Annotated in this window: 1 protein-coding gene (running past one end of the window); it reads right to left on the bottom strand. The window is 71.4% G+C overall.

All coding sequences use genetic code 11. From position 1 onward, the window contains the following. Positions 1 to 38 precede the first annotated feature (38 nt). Positions 39 to 25,102: the 3' portion of a non-ribosomal peptide synthase/polyketide synthase gene (locus Q9K23_RS19365; RefSeq protein ID WP_305950244.1), read on the bottom strand. It continues 15,313 nt past the right edge of the window; only the last 25,064 of its 40,377 coding nucleotides appear in the window; the start codon falls outside the window, past its right edge — the gene reads right to left on this strand; it ends in the stop codon at positions 39 to 41.

Genomic DNA, 25,102 nt, shown 5'->3' with positions numbered 1-25,102 from the left:
TCGTGCCCCTTCCGGTGGCGGGATCTGTCGTGGGGTGCTCATCGCTCCTCCGGGACGTTTCGGTCGGGTCTGGTCAACGCCACGAGCGTGGTCTCCGACGGCGGCGCCGGGATTCCGGACGACCACGCGACGATGTCGTCGAGTTCGGCGGGGGCCACCATCGCGGCGTCGTTGACCGCGCGTCCCGGTGCCGCGACGAGCGCGTCGAGCAGGGTGACGAACCGGTCGACCATCGTCGCCACCGACGGCTCGTCGAACAGGTCGGTCGCGAAGACCACCGACCCGCTCCAGTCCGCGCCGGGCGCGGTGGCCAGGGTGAACGACAGATCGACCTGCGCGGCCACCGCGGGCGGTTCGAGCGTCGACATCTCGATGCCCGTGCCGTCGTACACCGGCCCCCGGACCACCGGGGCGGTCAGCGACAGCATCACCTGTGCCAGCGGCGAGAAGGCTTGCGACCGCGTGGGTTCGAGAACCTCGACGAGGGTCTCGAACGGGACGTCGGCGTGGGTGAACGCCTCGAGGTCGGTGGTCCGCACCTCCTCGAGCAGATCGGCGAACGTCATCCCCGGGTCGACGCGGGTGCGCAGGACCAGGGTGTTGACGAACATGCCGATCAACGCGTCGAGCTCGCGCCGGCCGCGGCCGGCGATCGGGGTGGCGATGGCGATGTCGTCGGTGGCCGACAACCTCGACAACAGCACCGCGAGCGCCGCGTGCACCACCATGAACGCGGTGACACCGTGCTCGGTGGCCAGCCGGTCGATCCGCCCGCCGAGTTCGGCCGGGACCGAGAACCCCAGCTGCGCACCGTGGTGCGAGGCGACCGTCGGGCGTGGCCGGTCGGCCGGGAGGTCGAGCACGTCGGGGGTGCCGCGCAGCTGGTGCGACCAGTAGTCGACCTGTCTGCCGATCACCGACGAGGTGTCCTCGGCCGATCCCAGTTCCCGATGCTGCCACAGTGCGTAGTCGGCGAATTGCACGGCGAGCGGGACGAATTCCGGTTCGGAACCGGCCGCCCGTGCGACGTATGCGGTGATCATGTCCCGTACCAGCGGGGTCATGGACTCACCGTCGCCGACGATGTGGTGGATCACCGCGAGCAGGGTCCACTCGTCATCGCCGCTGTGCCACAGGCGAACCCGGAACGGCGTCTGGGTGGTGACGTCGAATCCGGCCGTGGCGGCGGCGGTGAGCTCGGCAGCGGAGGCCACCTCCGCCCAGTCGATGTCGCTCGTGCCCGCCTCGGCGGGTGCGATCCGTTGCACCCCGGCACCGTCGACGGCCGGGAAGGTGGTGCGCAGGATCTCGTGCCGGGCCACGACGTCGGCGATCGCCGTCCGCAGCGCGCCGACGTCGAGGTGCCCGCGCAGCCGCAGACCCACCGGGATGTTGTAGGCCGCCGAGGACGGGTCGAAGCGGTTGAGGAACCACATGCGCTGCTGGGCGAACGACAGCGGGATGCGTTCGGGTCGCGGCGATGTCGCGGTGACCGGTGCCGAGGTGCCGCCGCGGAGGGCGGCGAGCCCGACGAGGTCGCGCACCGTCGGTGCGTCGAACACGTCCCGGACCGAGAGATCGGCGCCGAGGACCTCCCCGGCGCGTGCGGCCAGTCGGGTCGCCGACAGCGAGTTCCCGCCCAGGTCGAAGAACCCGGCGGTCACCGACACCGATCGGATGCCGAGCACCTCGGCGAACACCGCCGCGACGGCCTGCTCCGCCGGGGTCCGTGCCTCGACGTGGCCGGCGGCGGTCACCGTCGGTGCGGGCAGGGCCCGCTTGTCGACCTTGCCGGCCGAGGTCAGCGGGATCGCATCGAGCCCGGTGACGGTGGCGGGCACCATGTGTGCGGGGAGCCGCCGGGCGAGGTGATCGCGCAGTTCGGCCGGTTCGGCCGGGCGGCCGAGCACGACATAGGCGGCCAGCGAGGTGGCGACCGACCCGCCGACCCCGATCACGACCGCGGCGTCCACAGCCGGGTGAGCGGTCAGTGCCTCCTCGATCTCGCCGAGTTCGATGCGCAGGCCACGCAACTTCACCTGGTCGTCGCCGCGTCCGAGATAGTCGACGACGAGGTCACCGCGGTCGGTACGTGCCCAGCGCACCACGTCGCCGGTGCGGTACATCCGCGATCCGGTGGGTCCGAACGGGTTGGCCACGAAGCGTTCGGCGGTGAGATCGGGCCGCTCGAGGTAGCCCCGCGCCGGGGCCGCCCCCGCGGCGTACAGGTCGCCGGGCACACCGATCGGGACCGGACGCAGCCGCGCGTCGAGGACGAGCAGGTCGACGCCCGGGATCGGCCCGCCGATGTCGACCGGGCGCCCCGGGGTCAACGCCGCGCTCATCGTCACCGCCACCGCGGCCTCGGTGGGGCCGTAGGCGTTGTGGAATGCGACGCGGCCGGCCCAGCGGTCGACGAGTGCCTGCGGTACCGCCTCGCCCCCGGAACCCAGCATCTGCAGATGCGGCAGGTCGGGTTCGCCGATACTGCCCAGCACCGCCGGGGTGAGGAAGACGTGGGTGAGTTCGCTGTCGTCGATGAAGCGGGCGAGCGGGTCGCCGCCGAGCACATCGGCCGGGCGGTAGACCAGCGCGCCACCGGCCACCGAGGCGAGCAGCCATTCGAGTTCCGAGGCGTCGAAACTCGGTGAGGCGAAGGCCAGCACACGCGAGGTGTGGTCGGCGCCGAAGCACGCCACCTGCGCCGTGGCGAAGTTGTACACACCGCGGTAGGTCACCGGGACCCCCTTCGGGGTACCGGTGGAACCCGAGGTGTAGATGACATATGCCACGGCATCGAGGTGGGGACGCCCGATCAGTTCGTCGGACCGGAGGGGTCCGCCGGAATCGGTTGCGACGGCCGATCGCAGCGATTCCACCTCGATCGTGCCCACACCCTCCCCGATCACCGTTTGCAGTGCGGCGGTGGTGATCGCGATCCGCGCCCGGCTCTCGGCGATCATGTGCGCGATCCGCTCGGCGGGGTGATCCGGATCGATCGACAGATGGGCGGCCCCGATCCGCGCCACCGCCCATTGGGCGGCCAGCAGATCCACCGATCTCGGGATCGCCAGTGCGACAACGGAGTCCACTCCGACACCGGCCGCGATGAGCCTGCGGGCGACGAGGGTCGAGTACCGATCGAGCTCGGCGTAGGTCAGCGCACCGCCCTGGGCGTCGGCGACGGCGGGCCGGTCGGCGAACCGCACGGCCCGTTCGGCGAGGACCTCGCCGAGCAGCCTCGGTTCCGCGGGTGCCCCACCGGACACCGGGGCCAGTTCCCGTGCCCGGTCCGGTGCCAGCAACGCGATGTCGGCGACCGGGGTCCCGGCGTCGGCGACCGCACTGCGCAGCACCTGACGCAGCGCCCGGGCCAGTTCGGTGATCTGGTGCTCGGCGAAGGCCTCGGGCAGATACTTCAGTTTCAGCGAGAGCCGATCTCCGGCCGGTGATGCCGCGAGGTTGAGCGGATAGTGCGTGGCATCGGTCGCGGTGACGTCGAGGATCTCCAGACCGCCGGTCAGTGACGCGTCGGCGGTGGCGATCGAGTCGCTGTCCACCGGATACGACTCGTAGACGGTCAGGGTGTCGAACAGCGCCGGGAGTCCGGTGCGGCCGACGATCTCCGGCAGCGCGACGTGCTGGTGGTCGAGCACCGAGGTCTTCTGCGCGGTCATCGTGGTCAGGACGTCGGCGACGGTGGCCGCCGGGTCGACGTCGACGACCACCGGAAGGGTGTTGATGAACAGGCCGACCATCTGCTCGACCCCGTCGAGGTCGGCGGGACGTCCGGACACGGTCTCGCCGAAGGCCACCACCTGGTTGCCGGTCATCCGCGACAGCAGCACCGCCCAGGCGAACTGCAGCACGGTGGAGACGGTGACGCCCTGGGAACGGGCCAGCCGGCCGATCGCGGCGGTCAGGTCCGGATCGAGCAGTGCGATGTGGTCGCGCGGCATCGATTCGGCGCTCACCTCGAGATCCGAGGACACCAGGGTGGGCTCGGCGAGCGGTTCGAGTACGCGATCCCACGCGGCCGTCCCCGCCGCGGGGTCGATCCGGGCGAGGCGACGGAGGTGGTCGCCGAAGTCGCCGGCCTGCGGCGCATGACTGCCGGTGAAGGTGGTGCCGTGGGCGTAGAGCGCCAGCATGTCGGCGAGGACGAGCGGCCCGGACCATCCGTCGAGCAGGATGTGGTGGTTGGTGACCACCAGGGTCGCGGTGTCACCGTGGGTGATCAGCCGGAACCGGATCAGTGGCGGTGCGGCCAGGTCGAACGGCCGTACCCGCTCACGTGCCGCGATCGCCTCGATCAGCCCCTCACGATCCGCGGCGGCGGGGTCGAGTTCTTCGGTCTCCCACGGGATGTCCACGACGTCGGGGATCACCGCGACGACGCTGCCGCCGGCCGTGCGGACATAGCCGCTGCGCAGGACCCGATGATGGGCCAGCAAACCGGACGCGGCCAGCCGGATGCGGGCACGGTCGATGTCGCCTCCGAGGGTGAGCACCGCCTGGGTGACGTAGACGTCGACCGACGCCGCCCGGCCCACACCGGCCGAGGTCATCCCGGCCTGGAAGTAGAGCCCGGCCTGCAGTGGCGACAGCGGCCAGAGGGCGGCACGCGGATAGCGCACGGCGAGGACGTCGAGATCGTCCTGGGTCAGTGCCACACCCGGCACATCCGACGGGGACGGCCCCGGATCGGGGTCGGCCGCGATGTGGTCGACGACGGCTGCGAGTTCGTCCTCCCAGGCCCGTCCGAGTGCGGCGACCTCGGTGTCGGTCAGCAGTGCACCGGGGAAGGTCAGGTCGGCGACCAGGGTGCGGCCGCCGGCGCCGGGCACCGTGGACACGGTGACCGTGAGCGCCGCGGGCATCGTCATGGCCCCGGCGACGGTCGGGGGCAGCGGCGGTGCCTCGGGGGCGACGGTGAACGGGACGACATGGGCGGCCCCGGATGCCTCACCGGCCCCGGATCGCTTGCCGGCCCCGGATCTTTTGCCGGCACCGAAGAAGTTGAACGCGATGGACGGCAGCGGTCGCTCGGCGAGTTCGGTCTGCGCTCCGTAGCGCAGGATGCCGAATCCGACTCCGGCGTCGGGCATGCCGAGACGTTCCTCCTTGGCCGCCTTGACCGCGTGCACGATGTCCACCGCCGGGTCGAGTGCCACCGGGGCGATGGTGGTGAACCATCCGACGGTGCGCGACAGGTCGGCCCGCCGCGGATCGGTTCCGCCGGAGATGGCCTCCTCCGACCGTCCGTGACCCTCGGTGAGCACGACGACCGGTGCGTCGTCGGCGATCCCACGCTCACGTTGCCGGCGGCGCACCGCCCGTGCGAGTGCGGCCAGCAGCACGTCCTGCGCGGTGCCGCCGAAGGCCTCGGGCACCCGGGTGAGCACCGCCTCGGTGGTGGCGGCCGACACCCGGTGGATCACCGATCTCGCGGTGGCCTCCCGATCGCGGGAGCGGTCGGGGGTGACCCCCAGGTCGGTCGGCTGCAGCGGGGACCGGGCCAGCCAGTGGTCGAGTTCGGCGGTCCGGGCCCCGGCCTGTCCGGCGAGCGCACCGTACCAGGCTGCCGCACCGGTGATCTCGGGCCTGACCTGCACCGGTGCGTCGTCGGTGCGCCGGGTCCACACGGTGATCAGGTCCTCGATCAGGATCGGCCACGAGACCGCGTCCACACCGAGGTGGTGGATCACCAGGACGAGGCGTTGCTCGCCGCCGGAGGCGTGCACCAGAACGGCGGCGACCAGGGCACCGGTCGACGGGTCGAGACGACCCGAGGCCTGCGCGTGGGCGGTCCGCACCACCTCGGCGAAGCCCGCATCGTCCACCGCGAGTCCGGTGGTCGTCTCGGTGACGGCGGTCTGCGGATCGAACACCCCGTCGGCCACCAGGTCCCAGCCGGCACCGGCCCGACGCAGCGACACGGTGAGCATCGGGTGGGCGGCGACGACGTCGGCGACGATCGCCGCGACGCTGTCGCGGGTCGACCCGGTGGGTGCGATCAGCACCCGCGACTGGGTGAAGTCCGCGAACGGCTCGGTTCCGTCGGACAATTCGGGGCCGTCGGACAACCCGGTGCCGTCGGACAACCCGGTGCCGTCGGACAACCCGGTGCCGTCGGACAACTCGAGCATCCAGGACACGATCGGCGGGATGTCGACGGCGCCGCCGGTGTGCTCCGGTTCGGCCAGCATCGGCAGGCGATCGGTGTGATCGGCGGCCGCGGCGGCCATCGCACGGATCGTCTTGAGCTCGAAGATCTCCCGCGGTGAGAGCGAGAGTCCGGCGGCACGCGCCGCCGAGGTCAGCTGGATCGACATGATCGAGTCCCCGCCGAGTGCGAAGAACGATTCGGTGACCGACACGCGGTCGAGTCCGAGCAGCCCGGCGACCAGTGCCGCCAGGATGCGTTCGGCCTCGGTGACCGGCTCCACGAACTCCTCGTCGATCGCACCGAAATCCGGTTCCGGCAACGACTTCCGGTCGACCTTGCCCGCGGTGTTGAGCGGCATGTCGTCGAGGATCATCCAGACCGAGGGCTGCATGAACTCGACGAGGTGCGCCGCCGCATGGGTGCGCAGCGTCTCGCGGTCCAGTCCGGCCGGCCCGTCGACGTAGGCCACCAGCACCTCGCCGCCGGCCGGTGCCCGGCCGAGGACGACGGCGGCGTGCACGACGCCCGGCGCCGCGGCGACGACCGCCTCGATCTCGCCGAGCTCGATCCGCTGACCGCGCAGTTTGACCTGGAAGTCGGTGCGGCCCAAGTACTCCAGATGTCCGTCCTGGTTCCAGCGGACCATGTCGCCGGTTCGGTAGAGACGATCGCCGGCCTGCCCGAAGGGGTCGGCGACGAACCGTTCCGAGGTGAGACCGGGACGATCGGCGTAGCCGCGGGCGATCTGCAGCCCGCCGAGGTAGAGCTCACCCGGCACCCCGGCCGGGACGACCTGCAGCCGGTTGTCGAGGACGTGGGCACCGACATGCCACAGCGGCCGGCCGATCGGCACACTGCCCCGCCCCGCCCGGACCTCGGCGATGGTGGCGAAGATGGTCGCCTCGGTGGGGCCGTACTGGTTGTGCAGACCCACGTGCGGCCACAGCCCCAACAGGCGGTCGACCACCGCCGGCGTCAGGGCCTCGCCACCGGTGTGCAGATGACGCAGTGACGAGATCCATTCCGTCCCGGCCTCACTCATCGCCTCCACCAGCGAGGAGAGCATCGACGGCACCATGATGGCGCTGGTCACGCGATGGTCGGCGATGTGGCGGGCGACGGCCCACGGATCGCGGTGCTCCCCCGGCCGCATCATCACCAGGCGACCGCCGTCGTACATCCACCGGAGGAACTCCAGCACCGACGGGTCGAAGGTGTAGTCGAGCACCTGCAGGAAGACGTCGTCGGGTCCGAAGGCGTAGTAGTCCTGGTCGAAGATCAACTGCGACAACACCGACCGGTGGGACACGGTGACCCCCTTGGGGCGACCGGTCGATCCGGAGGTGAAGATCGTGTAGGCCGCGTGATCGGGCCGCAAGGGCGCGGTGCGGTCGGCGTCGGTGATCGTGGCGACCTCGCCGTCGACGGGGTCGTCGGCATCGAGGGCGACCACCGGCATACCGCTGTCTGCGGCGAGGGCGGAGATCACCTCGGGCACAGTATGTCCGGCGACCACCACCGCGACCGCACCGGCCGTGTCGAGCATGTACTGCACACGCTCGACGGGGGCGGCGGTGTCGATCGGCACATACTGTCCGCCGGCGGCGAGCACCGCCTGCAGGGCGATGACCATCTCGAAGGACCTCGGCGTGCACACACCCACCGCCACATCCGGTCCCACGCCGAGACCGATCAGGCGGCGGGCGGTGGCACCGACCCGGGAACCCAGTTCGGAGAACGACATCGCCCGACCGTCGAAGGTCACCGCGGTCGCCTCGCCGAACCGGCGCCAGGCGGCGTCGATCACGTCGGCCAGGGTGCCGTGGGTCGGCGCCCCGCGCAGTGCCTCGTCGGTGAGACCGACCTCGGCGCCGTCCGACCAGCCCGCGATCGTCGCGCGCTCGTCGTCGGTCACCAGTGCCGGGGCCGACACCGGAAGCTGCGGTGCCGCGGTCAGGTCGGCGAGCAGACGGGTGAGACGGGCGGCCAGGTCGGCGACGCGGGCGGCGTCGAACAGATCGGTCGCGTAGACGATCGCGCCCTGCCACCGGTCGCCGGGGGCGCCCGGGGTCAGGCTGATCAGCAGATCCACCTTGGCGGGAACGCCCAGGTCGTCGACCGGGGTGATCTGCAGGCCGGCGATCGTCGCCGCCGGTGCGCCCGGCGCCAGTTCCGGCAGCACCGACTGGTCGAGGGTCAGCCACACCTGCGCCAGCGGCGCGAAGGCCTCCGACCGCACCGGAGCGAGGGTCTCGACGACGGTCTCGAACGGCACATCGGCATTGGCGAAGGCATCCAGGTCGGTCTCACGCACCACCGCGAGCAGATCGGCGAACGACATGTCCGGGTCGATCCGGGTCCGCAACACCAGCGTGTTGACGAACATGCCCACCAGCGGGTCGAGTTCGCGGCGGCCACGCCCGGCGACCGGACTGCCGATCGCGATGTCGTCGGTCGCCGACAGCCGGGCCAGCAGCACCGCGAGTGCGGCGTGCACGACCATGTAGGAGGTGACCCCGGCCTCGCGGGCGATCGTCGCGACCGCGGTGGCGACGTCGGCCGGCAGGTCGAAGGCCACCGAGGCACCCCGCTGCGAGGCGACGCGTGGCCGTGGCCGGTCGGCGGGCAGGTCGAGGACGTCGGGCAGACCGTCGAGCCGTTCGGCCCAGTAACGCAGTTGCCTGCCGACCACCGAGTCCGGATCGCCGGTGTCGCCGAGGGTCTCGCGCTGCCAGAGTGCGAAATCGGCGAACTGGATCTCCATCGGCGCGAACTCCGGTGCCGCACCCCGCAGCCGGGCCTCGTAGGCGGTCATCAGGTCACCGATCAGCGGTGCCATCGACTCGCCGTCGGCGACGATGTGGTGGGTCACCACCGCCACCACGGCCTCGCCCTCGGCGAGGGTGAGCACGCGGACCCGCAGCGGCAGGTCGGCGGTGACGTCGAATCCGGTGGTCACCGCCGACTCGAGCTCGGCCGGTGTGTCCACCACCGCCCAGTCCAGCCGGTCGCCGATCTCGGCGACGTCACCGATCAGCTGCACCGGATCACCGTCGACGGAGACGAAGGTGGTGCGCAGGATCTCGTGGCGCACCACGAGATCGGCGATCGCCGACCGCAGTGCCCGGATGTCGAGCGGACCGCTCACGCGCATCACGATCGGCACGTTGTAGGTCGGCGACGACGGGTCGAACTGGTTGATGAACCACATCCGCTGCTGTGCGAACGACAGCGGGATACGGTCCGGCCGTGCCGGTTCGGCCACGATCGGGGCGACGATGCCGCCGTCCCGGCCGGCCGCGGCGGCCACCAGCGCCCGCACCGATCCGGCCGCGAAGACGTCGCGGACCGAGATCTCCGCCGACAGCGCCTCACCGGCCCGGGCGGCGAGCCGGGTGGCCGAGAGCGAGTTGCCCCCGAGGTCGAAGAAGTCGGCGGTCACCGACACCTCGGCGGGATCGAGGTCGAGGAGTTCGGCGAAGACGCGCACCATCGCGGCCTCGGTGGGATCGGCCGGTGCGACGAACTCGCCCACGGTGATCACCGGATCGGGCAGTGCCCGCTTGTCGAGTTTGCCGACCGGGGTCAGCGGCAGTGCGTCGAGAACCATGATCGACGACGGGACCATGTGGGCGGGAAGGCGTTCGGCGACATGGGCACGGACCTCGTCGACGTCGAGCGATCCGGCGTCGGCCACCACGTAGCCGGCCAGTGCGGTCGCCACCGAACCGCCGACACCGACCACCACCGCGGCGCGCACACCGGGATGGCCGGCAAGCACCGCCTCGATCTCGCCGAGTTCGATCCGCAGACCACGCAGCTTGACCTGGTCGTCGCTGCGGCCGGAGTAGTCCAGGACCACCTCACCGGCACTGTTCTGCCGCCACCGGACGACGTCACCGGTGCGGTACATGCGATCACCGCCGGGCCCGTGCGGGTTGGCGACGAACCGGCTCGCCGTGCGGGCCGGGTCGTCGAGGTAGCCGCGCGAGAGTGCGCCGCCACACACGTAGAGCTCCCCGGGCACACCCACCGGGACCGGACGCAGCCGTGCGTCGAGCACCATCAGCCCGACACCGGCGAGCGGACCGCCGAGGGTGACCGGCTCGCCGACACCCATCGGCGCGCTGATCGTCACGCCGATCGTGGTCTCGGTGGGGCCGTACAGGTTCTGCACCCGCCGGAACGCCGCCCACTGGTCCTTGAGCGCCTGCGGCACCGCCTCGCCGCCCGCGTAGACCACGCGCAGCGTCGGAACACCGTGTGGCTCCAGCGTCGCCAGCACCGACGGGGTGAGGAAGGCGTGGGTGACCGCCTGCCGGGCCATGTGGTCGGTCAGTCCCGGACCGCCGACGGCATCGGCCGGCCGGTAGATCAGGACCCCACCGGACACCGTCGCCAGCAGATACTCCAGCACCGACGCGTCGAAGCTCGGCGATGCGAAGCCGAGGACCCGCGCGTACTCGTCGGCACCGCTGCGGCCGATCTCCTCGGCGGCGAAGTTCGCCAGCCCGGTGTGGGTGACCGCCACGCCCTTCGGCCGGCCGGTCGACCCGGAGGTGTAGATGACGTAGGCGATCGAGGTCGGGTGGGCCGTGGCGAGGCGATCGGTGTCGGTGATCGCCGCGTCGGAGGTCGAGGCGATCGTCGCCGTCACCGCGTCGTCGTCGATCCGAATCCACTCGAATGCCGTACCCGGCAGATCTCCGGCGGCGGTAACGGTGAGTCCCAGCACCGCCCCGGAGTCCTCGATCATCGTGGCGATCCGGTCGGCCGGGTAGTCGGCGTCGATCGGGACGTAGCCGGCGCCGGTCTTGGCGACCGCCCAGATCGCGGTCAGCAGACGTGCCGATCGGCCCATCGCCAGCGCGACCAGCGACTCGGCGCCGATCCCCTGCCCGATCAGCCAGCGCGCCAGCCGATTCGAGCGCGCATCGAGCTCGGCATAGGTGAGCATCTCACCGTCGGCGTCCACCACCGCCTGCCGTGGCCCCCAGGTGGCGGCGGCGGTGGCGAAGATGTCGGCGAGGATCACCGGCGGGGTCTGGCGCCCGCCGGTCACCACCACATCCGAATCGAAGGCGGCGGGATCGAACGAACTCGCCGGCGGCGCCGGGGTCACCGGCCGGGGTGCGCGGGCCAGTTCCCCGACGGTCGTACCCGCCGAGAACGGCACGTCACCGACGAGGATGCGCGGATCGGCGACCACGGCCTCGAGCACCCCGACGAGGTGCTCGGCCAGCCCCGACACCGTCGGCTCGTCGAACAGGTCGGTGGCGTACACGATCGAGGCCTGCCACGGTGCGTCGTCGGCGTGGGCCACCGAGACCATGAGGTCCACCCGGGCTCGCACGGTGTCCGGCGTCAGCGGGGTCAGCGTGAGGTCACCGAGCCGCCCGGCGGCCAGATCGGCTCCGGCGGTCTCGGGCAGGGTGGACTGGTCGAAGGTCAGCCACACCTGCGAGAACGGTGCGAACGCCTCCGAGCGCGGCGCCCCGGACGCCTCGACGACGGCCTCGAACGGGACGTCGGCGTTGGCGAAGGCGTCGAGATCGGTGCGCCTGACCTCGTCGAGGAGGGCGGCGAAGGTGGCGTCCCGGTCGACTCGGGTCCGCAGGATCAGCGTGTTGACGAACATACCGATCAGCGGATCCAGCTCCGCGGAGCCGCGACCGGCGATCGGGGTCCCCACCGCGATGTCGTCGGCGGCACCGAGCCGGGCCAGGACCACCGAGAGCGCGGCGTGGACCACCATGAACGGTGTCGTACCGGATTCGCGTGCGAGATCGTCGATCCGGGCACCGAGGCCGGTGTCGATCCCGAATCCGACGCGGCCACCGCGTCCCGAGGCGACCGGTGGGCGCGGCCGATCGGTCGGCAGGTCGCCGACCGGGTCGAGGCCGGCCAGCCGGCCGGTCCAGTACGCCAGTTGTCCGCCCACCGACGATCCCGGGTTCTCCGGACTGCCCAGCACACGGTGCTGCCAGATCGCGAAATCGGCGAACTGCACTGCCAGCGGCGCGAAGTCGGGGTCGGTGTCGGCCGATTCGGCGAGGTAGGCGGTGGTGAGGTCGGCGATCAGCGGTGCCATCGACTCACCGTCGGCGGCGATGTGATGGGTGATCACGGCGATGACGTACTCGGCCGGTGCGGTGCGGGCGACCCGTACCCGGATCGGCCAGGCGGTGGTGACGTCGAAACCGGTCTCCACCGCCTCCCGGATCTCGTCGGCCGAGTCCACCACGGCCCAGTCGAGCCGGGCCGCCACCGACGACACCCGGCCGATCTTCTGATGGCCGACACCGTCGGCCGACGGGAAGGTGGTCCGCAGGATCTCGTGGCGGACGACCACGGCGATCAGTGCCGCGTGCAGCGCGTCCACGTCGAGTTCGCCCGACACCTGCAGGACGACCGGGATGTTGTAGGTCGGCGAGGTGGGGTCGAGCCGGTTGATGAACCACATGCGCTGCTGCGCGAAGGCCAGCGGGATGCGCTCCGGGCGTGGATCGGCCACGGTGACCGGTCCGGGTGCCGCGCCACTGTGGCCGGGGGTGCCGATCCGCGCGGCGAGGTCGCGCACGGTCGGTGCGTCGAACAGGTCGCGGACCCCCAGGTCGCGGCCGAGGATCTGGCCGGCGCGGGCGGTGAGCCGCATCGCCGACAGCGAGTTGCCACCGAGATCGAAGAAGTGGTCGGTGGCACCGACCCGGTCGGTGCCGAGTACCTCGGCGAACACCGCGGCCAGCGTGCGCTCGGTACCGGTCTCCGGTTCGACGTACTCCGACGCCTCGAAGACCGGTTCCGGCAACGCCTTTCGATCGATCTTGCCCGCCGTGTTGAGGGCGAGGTGGTCGACCGGCATCCACACGGTGGGCCGCATGTACTCCGGTAGTGCGGCGGCGACGGTCGCCCGCACCGCGTCGAGGTCGATCTCCGTGCCGGTCGCGGCCGACACATAGCCGACGAGGTGTTCTCCCCCGCCGGGTGCCGTCGCCACGGTCGCCGCGGTGTGCACCACACCCGGCGCCGAGGCGATCACCGACTCGATCTCCCCCAGCTCGATCCGCTGGCCGCGCAGCTTGACCTGGAAGTCGGTGCGGCCCAGGTACTCCAGCACACCGTCGGCGCGGCGGCGCACCAGGTCTCCGGTCCGGTACAGCCGTGTACCGGGTGCCCCGTAGGGGTCGGCGACGAACCGTTCGGCGGTCAGGTCGGCCCGGGCGGCATAGCCGCGGGCGAGCTGGACGCCACCCAGGTAGAGCTCACCGGCGACACCGTCGGGAACCCGGTGCAGACGTGCGTCGAGCACCACCGCCGACGAATTCCACATCGGCAGGCCGATCGGGACCGTGGGGTCGCCGGCCGAGACGGTCTCGACGCGCTGATAGGTGATCTCGACCGCGGCCTCGGTGGGGCCGTACAGGTTGTAGAACAACGCCTCCGGCCAGATCTGCCGGACGGTGGCGGCCACGGCCGGCGGCAGTGCCTCACCGGTCGTCGAGAGGATCCGGACCGTGTCGAGCCGGGCGAGCCGGTCACCGGGGACGACCTCGAGGAACACCGACAGGATCGACGGCACGAAGTGCACCATCGTGACACCGGTGCGTTCGATCTCGTCGGCCACGTGTACCGGATCGAGGTGGCCACCGTCGCGCAGGACCACGGTCTTCGCACCGATCATCAACGGCGCGAACAACTCCGGAACCGAGCAGTCGAAGGTGTAGGGCGTCTTCTGCAGCACCACGTCGGTGGTGTCGATGGGCAGTTCGTCGAGTCCCCACCACAGGCGGTTGAGCACGGCGGCATGCGAGAGCGTGACCCCCTTGGGCCGACCGGTGGATCCGGAGGTGAACAGGGTGTAGGCCGCCGCGTCGGCATGCAGCGGGGCGAGCCGGTCGGCGTCGGTGACGGGGGTGACGGTGAGATCGACCGGACCGGAGGTGTCCACCGTCAGCACCGCGATCCCGGCGGCGCGGGCCGCCGTCGCGGCATCCGAGCCGGAGGTCGCGGCGGTGGTCAGCAACACCGCGGCACCGGCGGTGGTGAGCATGTACTCCACACGGTCGGCGGGTGCCGAGATCTCCACGGGCACATACTGTCCGCCTGCGGCGATCACCGCGTGGACGGCCACCATCATCTCCGGCGAACGCGGGATGCACAGGGCCACGGCCACATCGGGTCCCACACCGGTGGCGATGAGGTCGCGGGCGAGGACACCGATCCGGGCACCGAACTCGGCGAACGACATCTCCCGGTCGCCCGCGACCAGCGCGACGGACCGGCGGTGTGCCGCGATACCCGCGGCGATCGCATCGGCGACCGTGTTCACCCGCGGAAGATTTACCGCCGCACCCGTTTCGGTTTCTGCGATGGCGCGGTTCTCGGTGTCGTCGACGATCCGGATGTCGCCGACGGCGCCGTCCGGGGTCGCGGTGAGCAGGTCGAGTACCCGCACGAGCCGGCGGTTGAGCCGGTCGATGGTCGCCTCGTCGAACAGGTCGGTGGCATAGGTGGTCCGGAGATCCCAGTCCTGCCCGGCCGGTGCGGTGGACACCACGACGTTGAGGTCGAGCTGTGCCGGCACCTCGGCGGGCTCCACCGCGGTGAGGGTGAGTTCGTCACCGGTGACCGCACCGATCGCCTCGATCACCGAGGCCCCGCGGGCGCCCTCGTTGAAGGTCAGCATCACCTGTGCCAGTGGCGAGAAGGCCTCCGACCGGGTCGGCTCCAGTGCCTCGACGACAGTCTCGAAGGGGACGTCGGCGTGCGCGAAGGCCGCCAGATCGCCGGTGCGGACACCGTGCAACAGATCCGTGAACGTCTCGTCGGCGACGATCCCGGTGCGCAGCACCAGGGTGTTCACGAACATTCCGATCAGCGGGTCGAGGACGCGCTGTCCGCGTCCGGCGACCGGGACGGCGACGGCGATGTCGTCGGCCGCCGCCAGCCGGGAGAGCAGGACCGCCAGTCCGGCGTGCACCACCATGAACGGGGTGACCCCGACATCGCGGGCCAGCGCTGCGATGCGGTCGGCGAGTTCGGCGGGAATGTCCAGTCCGGTCCGGGCACCGCGCTGTGATGCCACCGGCGGACGTGGCCGGTCGGTGGGCAGTTCGAGGAGATCGGGCAGTCCGGCGAGCGCACCGGTCCAGTAGGCCAGCTGGGCGCCGACCACCGAGTCGGGGGCGTCGGCCGCGCCGAGCTCGGCATGCTGCCAGATCGCGTAGTCGGCGAACTGCACCGGCGGCGGCGTGAACTCCGGTTCCCCGCCCCGGATGCGCGCCGCGTAGGCGGTGGTCATGTCGGTCACCAGCGGCACCATCGACTCGCCGTCGGCGGCGATGTGGTGCATCACCACGGCCAGCACGTGCTCGTCGGCCGACACCGGCCACAGCCGCACCCGTACCGGCAGCGTCTCGGTGAGGTCGAACCCCGACATCACCGCGGATTCGACGTCGGCCGCGGAATCGACCACCGCCCAGTCGAATCGGTCGGCCATCTGTTCCGGCGACAGGATCACCTGACGGCCGGCACCGTCCTGCGCGGGGAACACCGTGCGCAGGATCTCGTGCCGGGTGACGACGTCGAGCAGCGCCGTCCGCAGGGTGGGTACCTCGAGATGTCCGCGGATCCGTACCACCACCGGGATGTTGTAGGCCGCCGACCGCGCGTCGAAGCGGTTGAGGAACCACATGCGCTGCTGGGCGAACGACAGCGGGATGTGCTCCGGCCGCGGGCTGACCGCGGTGATCGGGGCGAGGCCGGCACCACGGTCGGCGACCAGGGCCAGCAGTGCCCGCACCGACGGCGCCTCGAAGACATCGCGTACCGAGACGTCCACGCCGAGCACATCGGCCACCCGGGCCGCCAGCCGCGACGCCGACAGCGAGTTGCCGCCGATGTCGAAGAAGCCTGTGGTGACCCCGATCTCGGCCGGATCGTCGAGTCCGAGGACATCGGCGAACACCTCGGCGAGCATCAGTTCGTCGGCACTCGCGGCCTCGACGATCCCGCCGGTGTGTGCCACCGGCTCCGGGATCGGCAGCGCGCCGCGGTCGAGTTTGCCGTTCGCGGTCAGCGGCAGCCGGTCGATTCCCATCACCATGTCTGGAACCATGTAGCCGGGTACCACCTTCGCGGCGCTCGCCCGGATGAGCTGGGCATCGGGCTCCCCGGCATCCGACCCGGTATCGCCGAGCACCACGTAGCCGATCAGCTGGTCACCGCGCCCGGGCATCTCGACGACGCGTGCGGCGGCGGCGAGTACCCCTGGTGCCGCGAGCAGTGCCGCCTCGACCTCGCCGTATTCGATCCGGTAGCCACGCAGTTGCACCTGGGCGTCACCGCGTCCGAGGTATTCGATGTCCCCGCCGATGCGGCGGGCGAGGTCACCGGTGCGGTACATGCGCTCGGCGGTGCCGAACGGGGAGGCGACGAAACGTGTCGCAGACAGTTCGGGACGACGCAGATATCCTTGTGCCAGTTGGTGTCCGGTCACATACATCTCGCCGACGACGCCGTCGGGCACCGGCCGCAGCCGGCCGTCGAGGAGGTGGATGCCCAGACTGTTCAGCGGCCGGCCGACGAAGCTGGCGTCACCCGCGGCGACCACCTCGGGATCGAGTGCGCGGAAGCTGACGTGCACGGTGGTCTCGGTGATCCCGTACATGTTGACCAGGGTCGCGGTGTCGGCGGGGTGCTCGTCGAACCAGCGGCGGACGTACTCGAATTCCAGTGCCTCGCCACCGAAGACGAGGTAGCGCAGATCCGGGAGTGCGGTCGGTGTGCGGCGCCGTGCCTCGCCGAGCTGGACGAAGGCCGACGGGGTGAGGCTGACGACGGTGGCATGTTCGTCGGCGAGCAGGCCGAGGAACTCCTCCGGGGAGCGCGCGACGTCCCGGTCGACTATCACGCATCGGGCCCCGGTGCACAGTGCACCCCACAACTCCCACACCGAGAAGTCGAAGGCATAGGAGTGGAACAGGGTCCAGGTGTCGGTCTCGTCCAGGGTGAACTCGGCCGCCGCGGCGTCGAGCAGGGCCACCACGTCGCGATGGCTGACCGCCACCCCCTTGGGCAGGCCGGTGGAACCCGATGTGTAGATCACGTAGGCGAGGGTGTCGGGGTGCACTCGCGGCAGGTCCGCCGGTGTGTGCGCCGCGCCGTCGGACACCAGCGACCCGATGTCGGCGATCGCCACGGACGCGGGCAGCTCCGCCCACAGGGGTGCACCCGCCGATCCGGCGTCGGTGATCACCACAGCGGGTGCGGCGTCGGTGACGATGTGCCGCAGGCGTTCGGTCGGGTTGGTCAGATCGAGCGGCAGGTAGCCGGCCCCGGCGCGCAGGACACCGAGGATCGCCACCGGCAGATCGGTGCCGCGCCCGGTGGCGACGCCGACCAGATCCCCCACCCGCACACCACGGTCGATCAGGGCGGTGGCCACCGCAGCCGACCGCCGGTCGAGTTCGCCGTATCCGAGTGCCGACCGTCCGGCGGTGATCGCCACGCGATCGGCGAAGCGGCCCGCCGATTCCCCGGCGAGGTCGACCAGACTGCGCCCGGATCGGGGGCCGGGCACCGGTTCCGCCAGGGCCTCGACGTAGCCGTCCACGTCGAGCAGCGCGATGTCGCCGACCGGCGTCGACGGCGTCTCGGCGACGGCGTCGAGCACCCGCAGCAGCATGTCGGTGAAGATCTCCACCTGCCGGTCGCCGAAGGCCGACGGCAGATATGCCAGCGTCATCCGGAGGGTCTCACCCCGCAGGGACGAGATCAGGGTGAGCGGGTAGTGGGTGGCGTCGCGGGTCACGACGTCGACGATCTCGAGATCGGTGCCGGTCCCGGTGCCGGTCAGTGAGTCGGTGTCGACCGGATAGGACTCGTGCACCATCAGGGTGTCGAACAATGCACCGGCGACCCCGGTCATCGCGAGCAGGTCGGGGAGGCCGATCTGCTGATGGTCGAGCACGGCGACCTTGTCCGACTGCAGGCGGGCCAGCACATCTCGCACCGAACGGTCCGGATCGACGTCGACCACCACGGGCAGCGTGTTGATGAACAGTCCCACCATCGACTCGACACCGTCGAGGTCGGCGGGGCGGCCGGAGACGGTCTCGCCGAACGTGACGACCTGTTCGCCGCTGACCCGCGACACCAGGACCGCCCACGCGAACTGGACGAGGGTGGCCAGGGTGACGCCGAGATCGCGGGCGGCGGCCTCGAGTGCCGCGGTGCGGCCGGCGGGGACGGTCAGCACGCGTTCCTGCGGGAGATCGTCGACGGAGGCCTCACGTCCGGCGGCGACCAGGGTCGGCCGGTCGACCCGGGCCAGGACCTCTCGCCAGGCCGCCGTTCCCGCAGTGGTGTCGGCGGTCGCCAGCCGACGCAGATGGTCGGCGAAGTCTCCTGCGGCACCGGTGTTCTCGGTGTAGGTGCGCCCGGTTGCATACAGCGCCAGCAGATCGGCGAGGACCAGCGGCCCGGACCATCCGTCGAGCAGGATGTGGTGGTTGGTGACCACCAGATGGGCACCGCCGGCGTGGCGGACGAGCACGAACCGGACCAGCGGCGGCCGATCGAGATCGAACCGCGCCAGCCGCTCGCGATCGGCGATCCGCGCGATCCGATCGTCCTCGACATCGGCAGCGGCATCGGCATCGGTCACCGAGGTGAGATCATCGGCGAGGTCGACCACTTCCCAGGGGATCTCGACGTCATCGGCGATCACCGCGACCACCGAACCGCCGATGGTGCGGACGAATCCCGACCGCAGCACCCGGTGGTGATCGAACAATCGGCGGGCGGCCCCGCGCAGCCGTTCGGCGTCGACGTCACCGCCGAGCGACACGATCACCTGGGTCACGTACACGTCGACGGCACCGGCCGCCGAACCCGCCGCGGCGAGTTCGGCCTGGAAGTACAGGCCCTGCTGCAGGGGTGCGAGCGGCCAGATCGCCGCGTCCCCGAACCGTGCGGCGAGGTCGTCGAGGTCGGCCTGCCCGACATCGGCACCGGGCACATCCGACGGCGACAGACCCAGCGGGATGCCGCCGGCCACGACGGCGGCCACGGCACCGAGTTCGGCCAGCCACCGGTCGGCGAGCCCGGTGATGTCGGAATCGTCGAACAGTGCTGCGGGGAACGCGATGTCGGCGCTGATCTCCCGGCCGTCCGCGGTGGGTACCGTGCTCGCGTTGATGGTCAGCGAATTCAGGGCGACCATCCGGCCGGCCGGCGAACCGGACAGCCGGATCTCCTGTGCCACCGGCAACAGATCACCGGACCGCGCGGGTCCGCCGGCGACGTTGCCCAGGTAGTTGAAGCCGATCGACGGCAGCGGACGCGCCGACAGCTCGGTGTCGGCGAGATAGCGCAGGACACCGAAACCCACGCCGGCGTCGGGGCGGCCCAGTCGCTCCTCCTTGGCCGCCTTCACCGCGTGCACCGGGTCGGCGCACGGGTCCAGTGCGACCGGCACGACGGTGGTGAACCAGCCGACGGTGCGCGACAGGTCGGCGCTGCGCGGGTCGTCGCCGCGGGCGAGGATCTCCTCGGTGCGGCCGTGTCCCTCGACCAGCACCGAGACCGGTGCGTCGTCGACGATGCCACGTTCGGCCTGCCAGGATCGGACGGCACGCGCCAGGGTGGCCAGCAGCACGTCCTCCACACCGGCGTCGAAGGCCCGCGGTACCGACGTCAGGATCGCCTCGGCGAGTTCGGATCCGACGCGCGCAACCACCGATCGTGCGGTGGCCGCCCGGTCGCGGCTGCGGTCGAGCTGGGCGCCCAGCGCGGTCGGACGCACCGGCAGCCGGTGCAGCCAGTAGCCGAGTTCGCTTGTGCGCAGGTCGGTCTGGGCGGCCAGTGCGCTCGCCCAGGCCCGCATGGAGGTCTGTTCGGGACGTGGCGCGGGGGTCTGTCCGGCGGTGCGGGCGGCCCACGCGGTGACGAGGTCTTCGATGATCACCGACCACGACACGGCGTCGACGCCGAGGTGGTGGATGACCAGCACGATCCACCCGGCCCCTGCGGGGTCGGTCACCAGCACCGCCTCGACCAGCCGGCCCGCCACCGGGTCGAGTCGACCGGCGGCGTCGGCATGTGCGGCGGTCACCGCGTCGACGAATCCCGCCGAGCCGACGGCCTCGGGCGACCCGATCACCGTCACCGGCCCGGCGAGGTCGGTGCGGGTACCGGCCACGAGTCGCGGGCCGGTGACGTCGACGGTCAGCGCAGCGCTCAGCATCGGGTGGGTGGCGAGCACCGTACCGAGCAGTCCGGCGAGCACCTCGGCGGTGATCCCGGTGGGTGCCTGCAGGACCGATGCCTGCGAGAAGTCGGCGAGATCGGCTGTGGTGTCGGAATGTTCGAGCATCCAGGAGACGATCGGCGGCACCGGGAGCCCGCCGGTCGGCCCGCCGTCGGGCTCCGCGAGCGCCGGGAGGATGTTCGCACCCGCGATCACCGCCCGGGCCAGCGCCCGGACGGTGCGGTGCTCGAAGACATCCCGTGGCGAGAGTCCCATCCCCGCGGCGCGCGCGGCGGAGGCGAGCTGGATCGACATGATCGAGTCGCCGCCGAGTGCGAAGAACGACTCGGTCACCGACACGTCGTCGACGCCGAGTACGGCGGAGACGATGGCCGCCAGCGCCACCTCCACGGTGCCCTCGGCGGCGACGTGCTCGTCGCCGATCCCGAAGTCCGGGGCGGGCAGGGCGCGGCGGTCGAGTTTGCCCGCCGGGTTCAGCGGGACGGTCTCGAGCCGTACGTACACGGTGGGCCGCATGTATTCGGGTAGATCGCGGGCGATCCGGGTGCGCACCACGTCGAGGTCGACCGTCGCCGGCGCCAGGTAGCCCACCAGATGCTGGGCACCCGACGGCGCGGTGGCCACGGTCACCGCGGCATGCACCACGGCGTCGACGGCCGCGAGGACCGATTCGATCTCGCCGAGCTCGATCCGCTGACCGCGCAGCTTGACCTGGAAGTCGGTGCGGCCGAGGTACTCGATCGCACCGGAGGTGTTCCACCGCACCAGGTCTCCGGTGCGGTAGAGCCGGGAACCGGGTTCACCGTGGGGGTCGGCGACGAATCGTTGCACGGTGAGGTCCGGCCGGCCGGCATATCCGCGGGCCAGCTGGACGCCGCCGAGGTACAGCTCACCCGGGACGCCGACCGGCACCGGCCGCAGCCGCGCGTCGAGCACCCAGGTGTCGGTGTTGGTCACCGGGCGTCCGATCGGGACGATCCGCGGGGCGTCGGTCACGTCGGCATGGGCGACCTCCACCGCGGCCTCGGTGGGACCGAACAGGTTGTGGACACCCACCCAGGGCAACGCCTCGTGGGCCTGCGCCACCACCGCCGGTGGCAGCGCCTCACCGGAGGCGAACAGCCATCGCAGCGTGCTCAGTTCGCGCAACCGGTCACGGCCGACCACGTCGAGGAAGACCGCGAGCATCGACGGGACGAAGTGGACCGAGGTGGCCCCGGTGGCCGTGATCAGATCGGCGATGTACTCGGGGTCGGTGTGTCCGCCTGCCCGGGCGATCACCATCTGCGCCCCGGCCAGGAGCGGACCGAACAGCTCCGGAACCGAGACGTCGAAGGTGTACGGGGTCTTCTGGACGATGCGATCGGCCGGGCCCCACGGGTATTCGTCGAGCCCCCAGTGCAGGCGGTTGAGTACTGCGGCGTGCGAGACGGTGACCCCCTTGGGGCGACCGGTGGAGCCGGAGGTGAACAGTGTGTACAGGGCGTGATCGGGGCGCAGCGGGGCGATGCGCTCGGCGTCGGTGACCGGGGTGTGATCGCCGGTGACCGGGGCCGACGCATCGACGGCGAGCACCGTGACGGACACGTTCGTCAGGCCGGTGCCGTCGGTGGCGTCGGGGCCGTCTGTGCTGTCGGAGCTGTCTGTGCTGGCGGGGCCGGGTGCGGCGTCGGCGATCTCGGCGATCGCGGGTGGGACGGTGCCGGAGACCAGCACGATTCCGACCCCGGCGGTGGCGATCATGCCCGCCACACGGTCGGTCGGCGCCGCGGTGTCGATCGGCACGTACTGTCCGCCCGCGGTGACGACCGCCGCGATCGCCACGACCATCTCCACCGACCGCGGCAGGCACACGCCCACCGCGACGTCGGGACCGACACCCAGTGTGATGAGTTGTCGCGCAAGGGTATCGATGCGCTCACCGAACTCGCCGTAGGTCACCTCGCGACCCTCGTGGTGCAGGGCCACCGCGGTGGGCGCGGCGGCGATCGTGGCGGCCACGGCGTCGGCGACGGTGCCGGTGGCGTAGCGGGTCCGCGCACCGCGCGAGCACACGTCGAGGTCCCGGCGTTCCCGGTCGTCGAGCAGGGCCACGTCGCCGACCGCGATCTGCGGGTCGGCGGTGACCGCGCGCAGCACGTCGGAGAACGACGACGCGAAGCGCTGTGCGGACGGTTCGTCGAAGAGATCGGTGGCGTAGATCAGTGTCCCGGACCAACTCTCGCCCCGCTCGCCGACGGTCAGTCCGATCGCGAGATCCACCTGCGCCGCCACCACGGGTGCCGGCAGTGCACAGATCGCGAGTCCGGCGTGCTCGCCTGCCGGGATGCCGACCGAAGGATCGGTGACACCGGGGATCGCCGAACGATCGAGGGTCAGCATCACCTGGGCGAGCGGGGCGAATGCCTCCGACCGCACCGGATTGATCTTCTCCACGAGGGTTTCGAACGGCACGTCGGCGTTGGCGAAGGCGTCCAGGTCGACGGTGCGGGTGTGGCCGAGCAGATCGGTGAAACTCACCGCCGGATCCACGCCGGTGCGCAGCACCAGGGTGTTGACGAACATGCCGACGAGCGGGTCGAGTTCGCGCCGGCCACGCCCGGCGATCGGGGTGGCGACGGCGATGTCGTCGGTCGCCGACAGCCGGGCGAGGAGCACCGACAGGGCGGCGTGGGCGACCATGAAGGCGGTGCTGCCGTGGTCGGCGCCGATCGCCGCGGCCCGGTCGGCCACCTCGGCCGGTATCTCGAAGGTGACGCGCGCACCACGGCCCGAGGCCACCGGGGGCCGCGGGCGGTCGGTGGGCAGGTCGAGTACGTCGGGCACCCCGGACAGCCGGTCGAGCCAGTAGGCCAGCTGCGCACCGACCACCGAGTCCGGATCGTCGGGCCGGCCGAGCACCCGGTGCTGCCACAGCGCCACATCGGCGAACTGCATCGGTAGCGCCTCGAATCGTGGTGCCTCACCGGCGATCCGCGCGGCGTAGGCGACGATCAGATCGGTCATCAGCGGGGCCATCGACTGTCCGTCGGCGGCGATGTGGTGGGCCACCACGCCGAGCAGGTGTGCGCCGGCGGCGTTGCGCCACAGGCGTGCCCGCACCGGCCATCGCGTGCTCACGTCGAAGCCGGCGGTCAGCGCGGCCTCCAGTTCCGCACGTGAGCCGACGACCTGCCAGTCCAGGCGAGCGGCCACCGTCGCGGCATCGTCGACCTGCTGGACCGGTGCCCCGTCGACGGACGGGAAGGTGGTCCGCAGGATCTCGTGCCGGATCACGACGTCGACGAGCGCATGCCCGAGGGCGTCGACGTCGAGCGCGCCGGACAGTTCGAGGACGACGGGGATGTTGTACGTCGGCGCCGAGGGGTCGAACTGGTTGATGAACCACATGCGCTGCTGCGCAAAGGACAGCGGGATCCGGTCCGGCCGTGGGATGACGGCGGTGATCGGCTCCGAGCCTCCCGCCCCGTGGGCGACGTGTGCGGCCAGGGTCCGCACGGTGGGGGCCTCGAAGAGATCGCGGACCGACACCTGCGAGCCGACGACGTCGGCGACCCGGGCGGCCAGGCGCATCGCCGACAGCGAGTTGCCGCCGAGCGCGAAGAAGTCGTCGGTGACACCGACCCGATCGACGCCGAGCAACTCGGCGAAGACATCGGCGATCATCTCCTCCGCCGGGGTGGCGGGCCCGATGTACTCCACGGCGGAGAACTCGGGCACCGGCAACGACTTCCGGTCCAGCTTGCCCGCGCTGTTGAGGGTGACCTCGGTCAGCACCATCCAGGTGGTCGGACGCATGTACTCCGGTAGCGACTGTGCCACCGCCTGTTTCACGGCTTCCAGGTCCACCGGGCGACCGCCGGGTGCGGCGACGTAGCCGACGAGGTGCTGCCCGCCGTGCGGTGAGTCCACCACCGTCGCCGCGGCGTGCACCACGCCGGGTGCCGATGCCATCACGGCCTCGATCTCGCCGAGTTCGATGCGCTGGCCGCGCAGCTTCACCTGGAAGTCGGTGCGGCCCAGGTACTCCAGGACCCCGTCGGGCCGACGGCGGACGAGGTCACCGGTGCGGTAGAGCCGCGTCCCGCCGGCTCCGAACGGATCGGCGACGAACCGCTCGGAGGTCAGGTCGGGGCGTCCGGCATAACACCGGGCCAGCTGGACGCCGCCCAGATACAGTTCGCCCGGCACTCCGGGCGGCACCCGCCGCAGACGTCCGTCGAGGACGACCGCCGACGAGTTCCACACCGGCACACCGATGGCCACCGACGACGCGCCCGCCTCGACGGTCTCGATCGACTCGTAGGTGATCTCGACCGCCGCCTCGGTGGGGCCGTACAGGTTGTAGAACCGAACCTGCGGCATCCAGGCACGCAGCCGCGCGGCCACCGACGGCGGCAGCGCCTCACCGGTGGTGGACACGATCCGGACCGACCTCAGCGATCGCACCCGATCCTCCCCCGCCACGTCGAGGAAGACCGCCAGCATCGACGGCACGAAGTGGACCATCGTGGTGCGGGTGCGGGCGAGTTCGTCGGCGACGTGGATCGGGTCGAGGTGCCCGCCGGCACGCAGCACCACCATCGTGGCACCGACCATCAACGGCGCGAACAGCTCCGGGACCGACACGTCGAAGGTGTACGGCGTCTTCAGCATCACCC

Source organism: Gordonia sp. NB41Y (assembly GCF_030718915.1).
Classification (GTDB): domain Bacteria; phylum Actinomycetota; class Actinomycetes; order Mycobacteriales; family Mycobacteriaceae; genus Gordonia; species Gordonia desulfuricans.
This window is presented reverse-complemented; position numbering and strand designations above follow the sequence as displayed.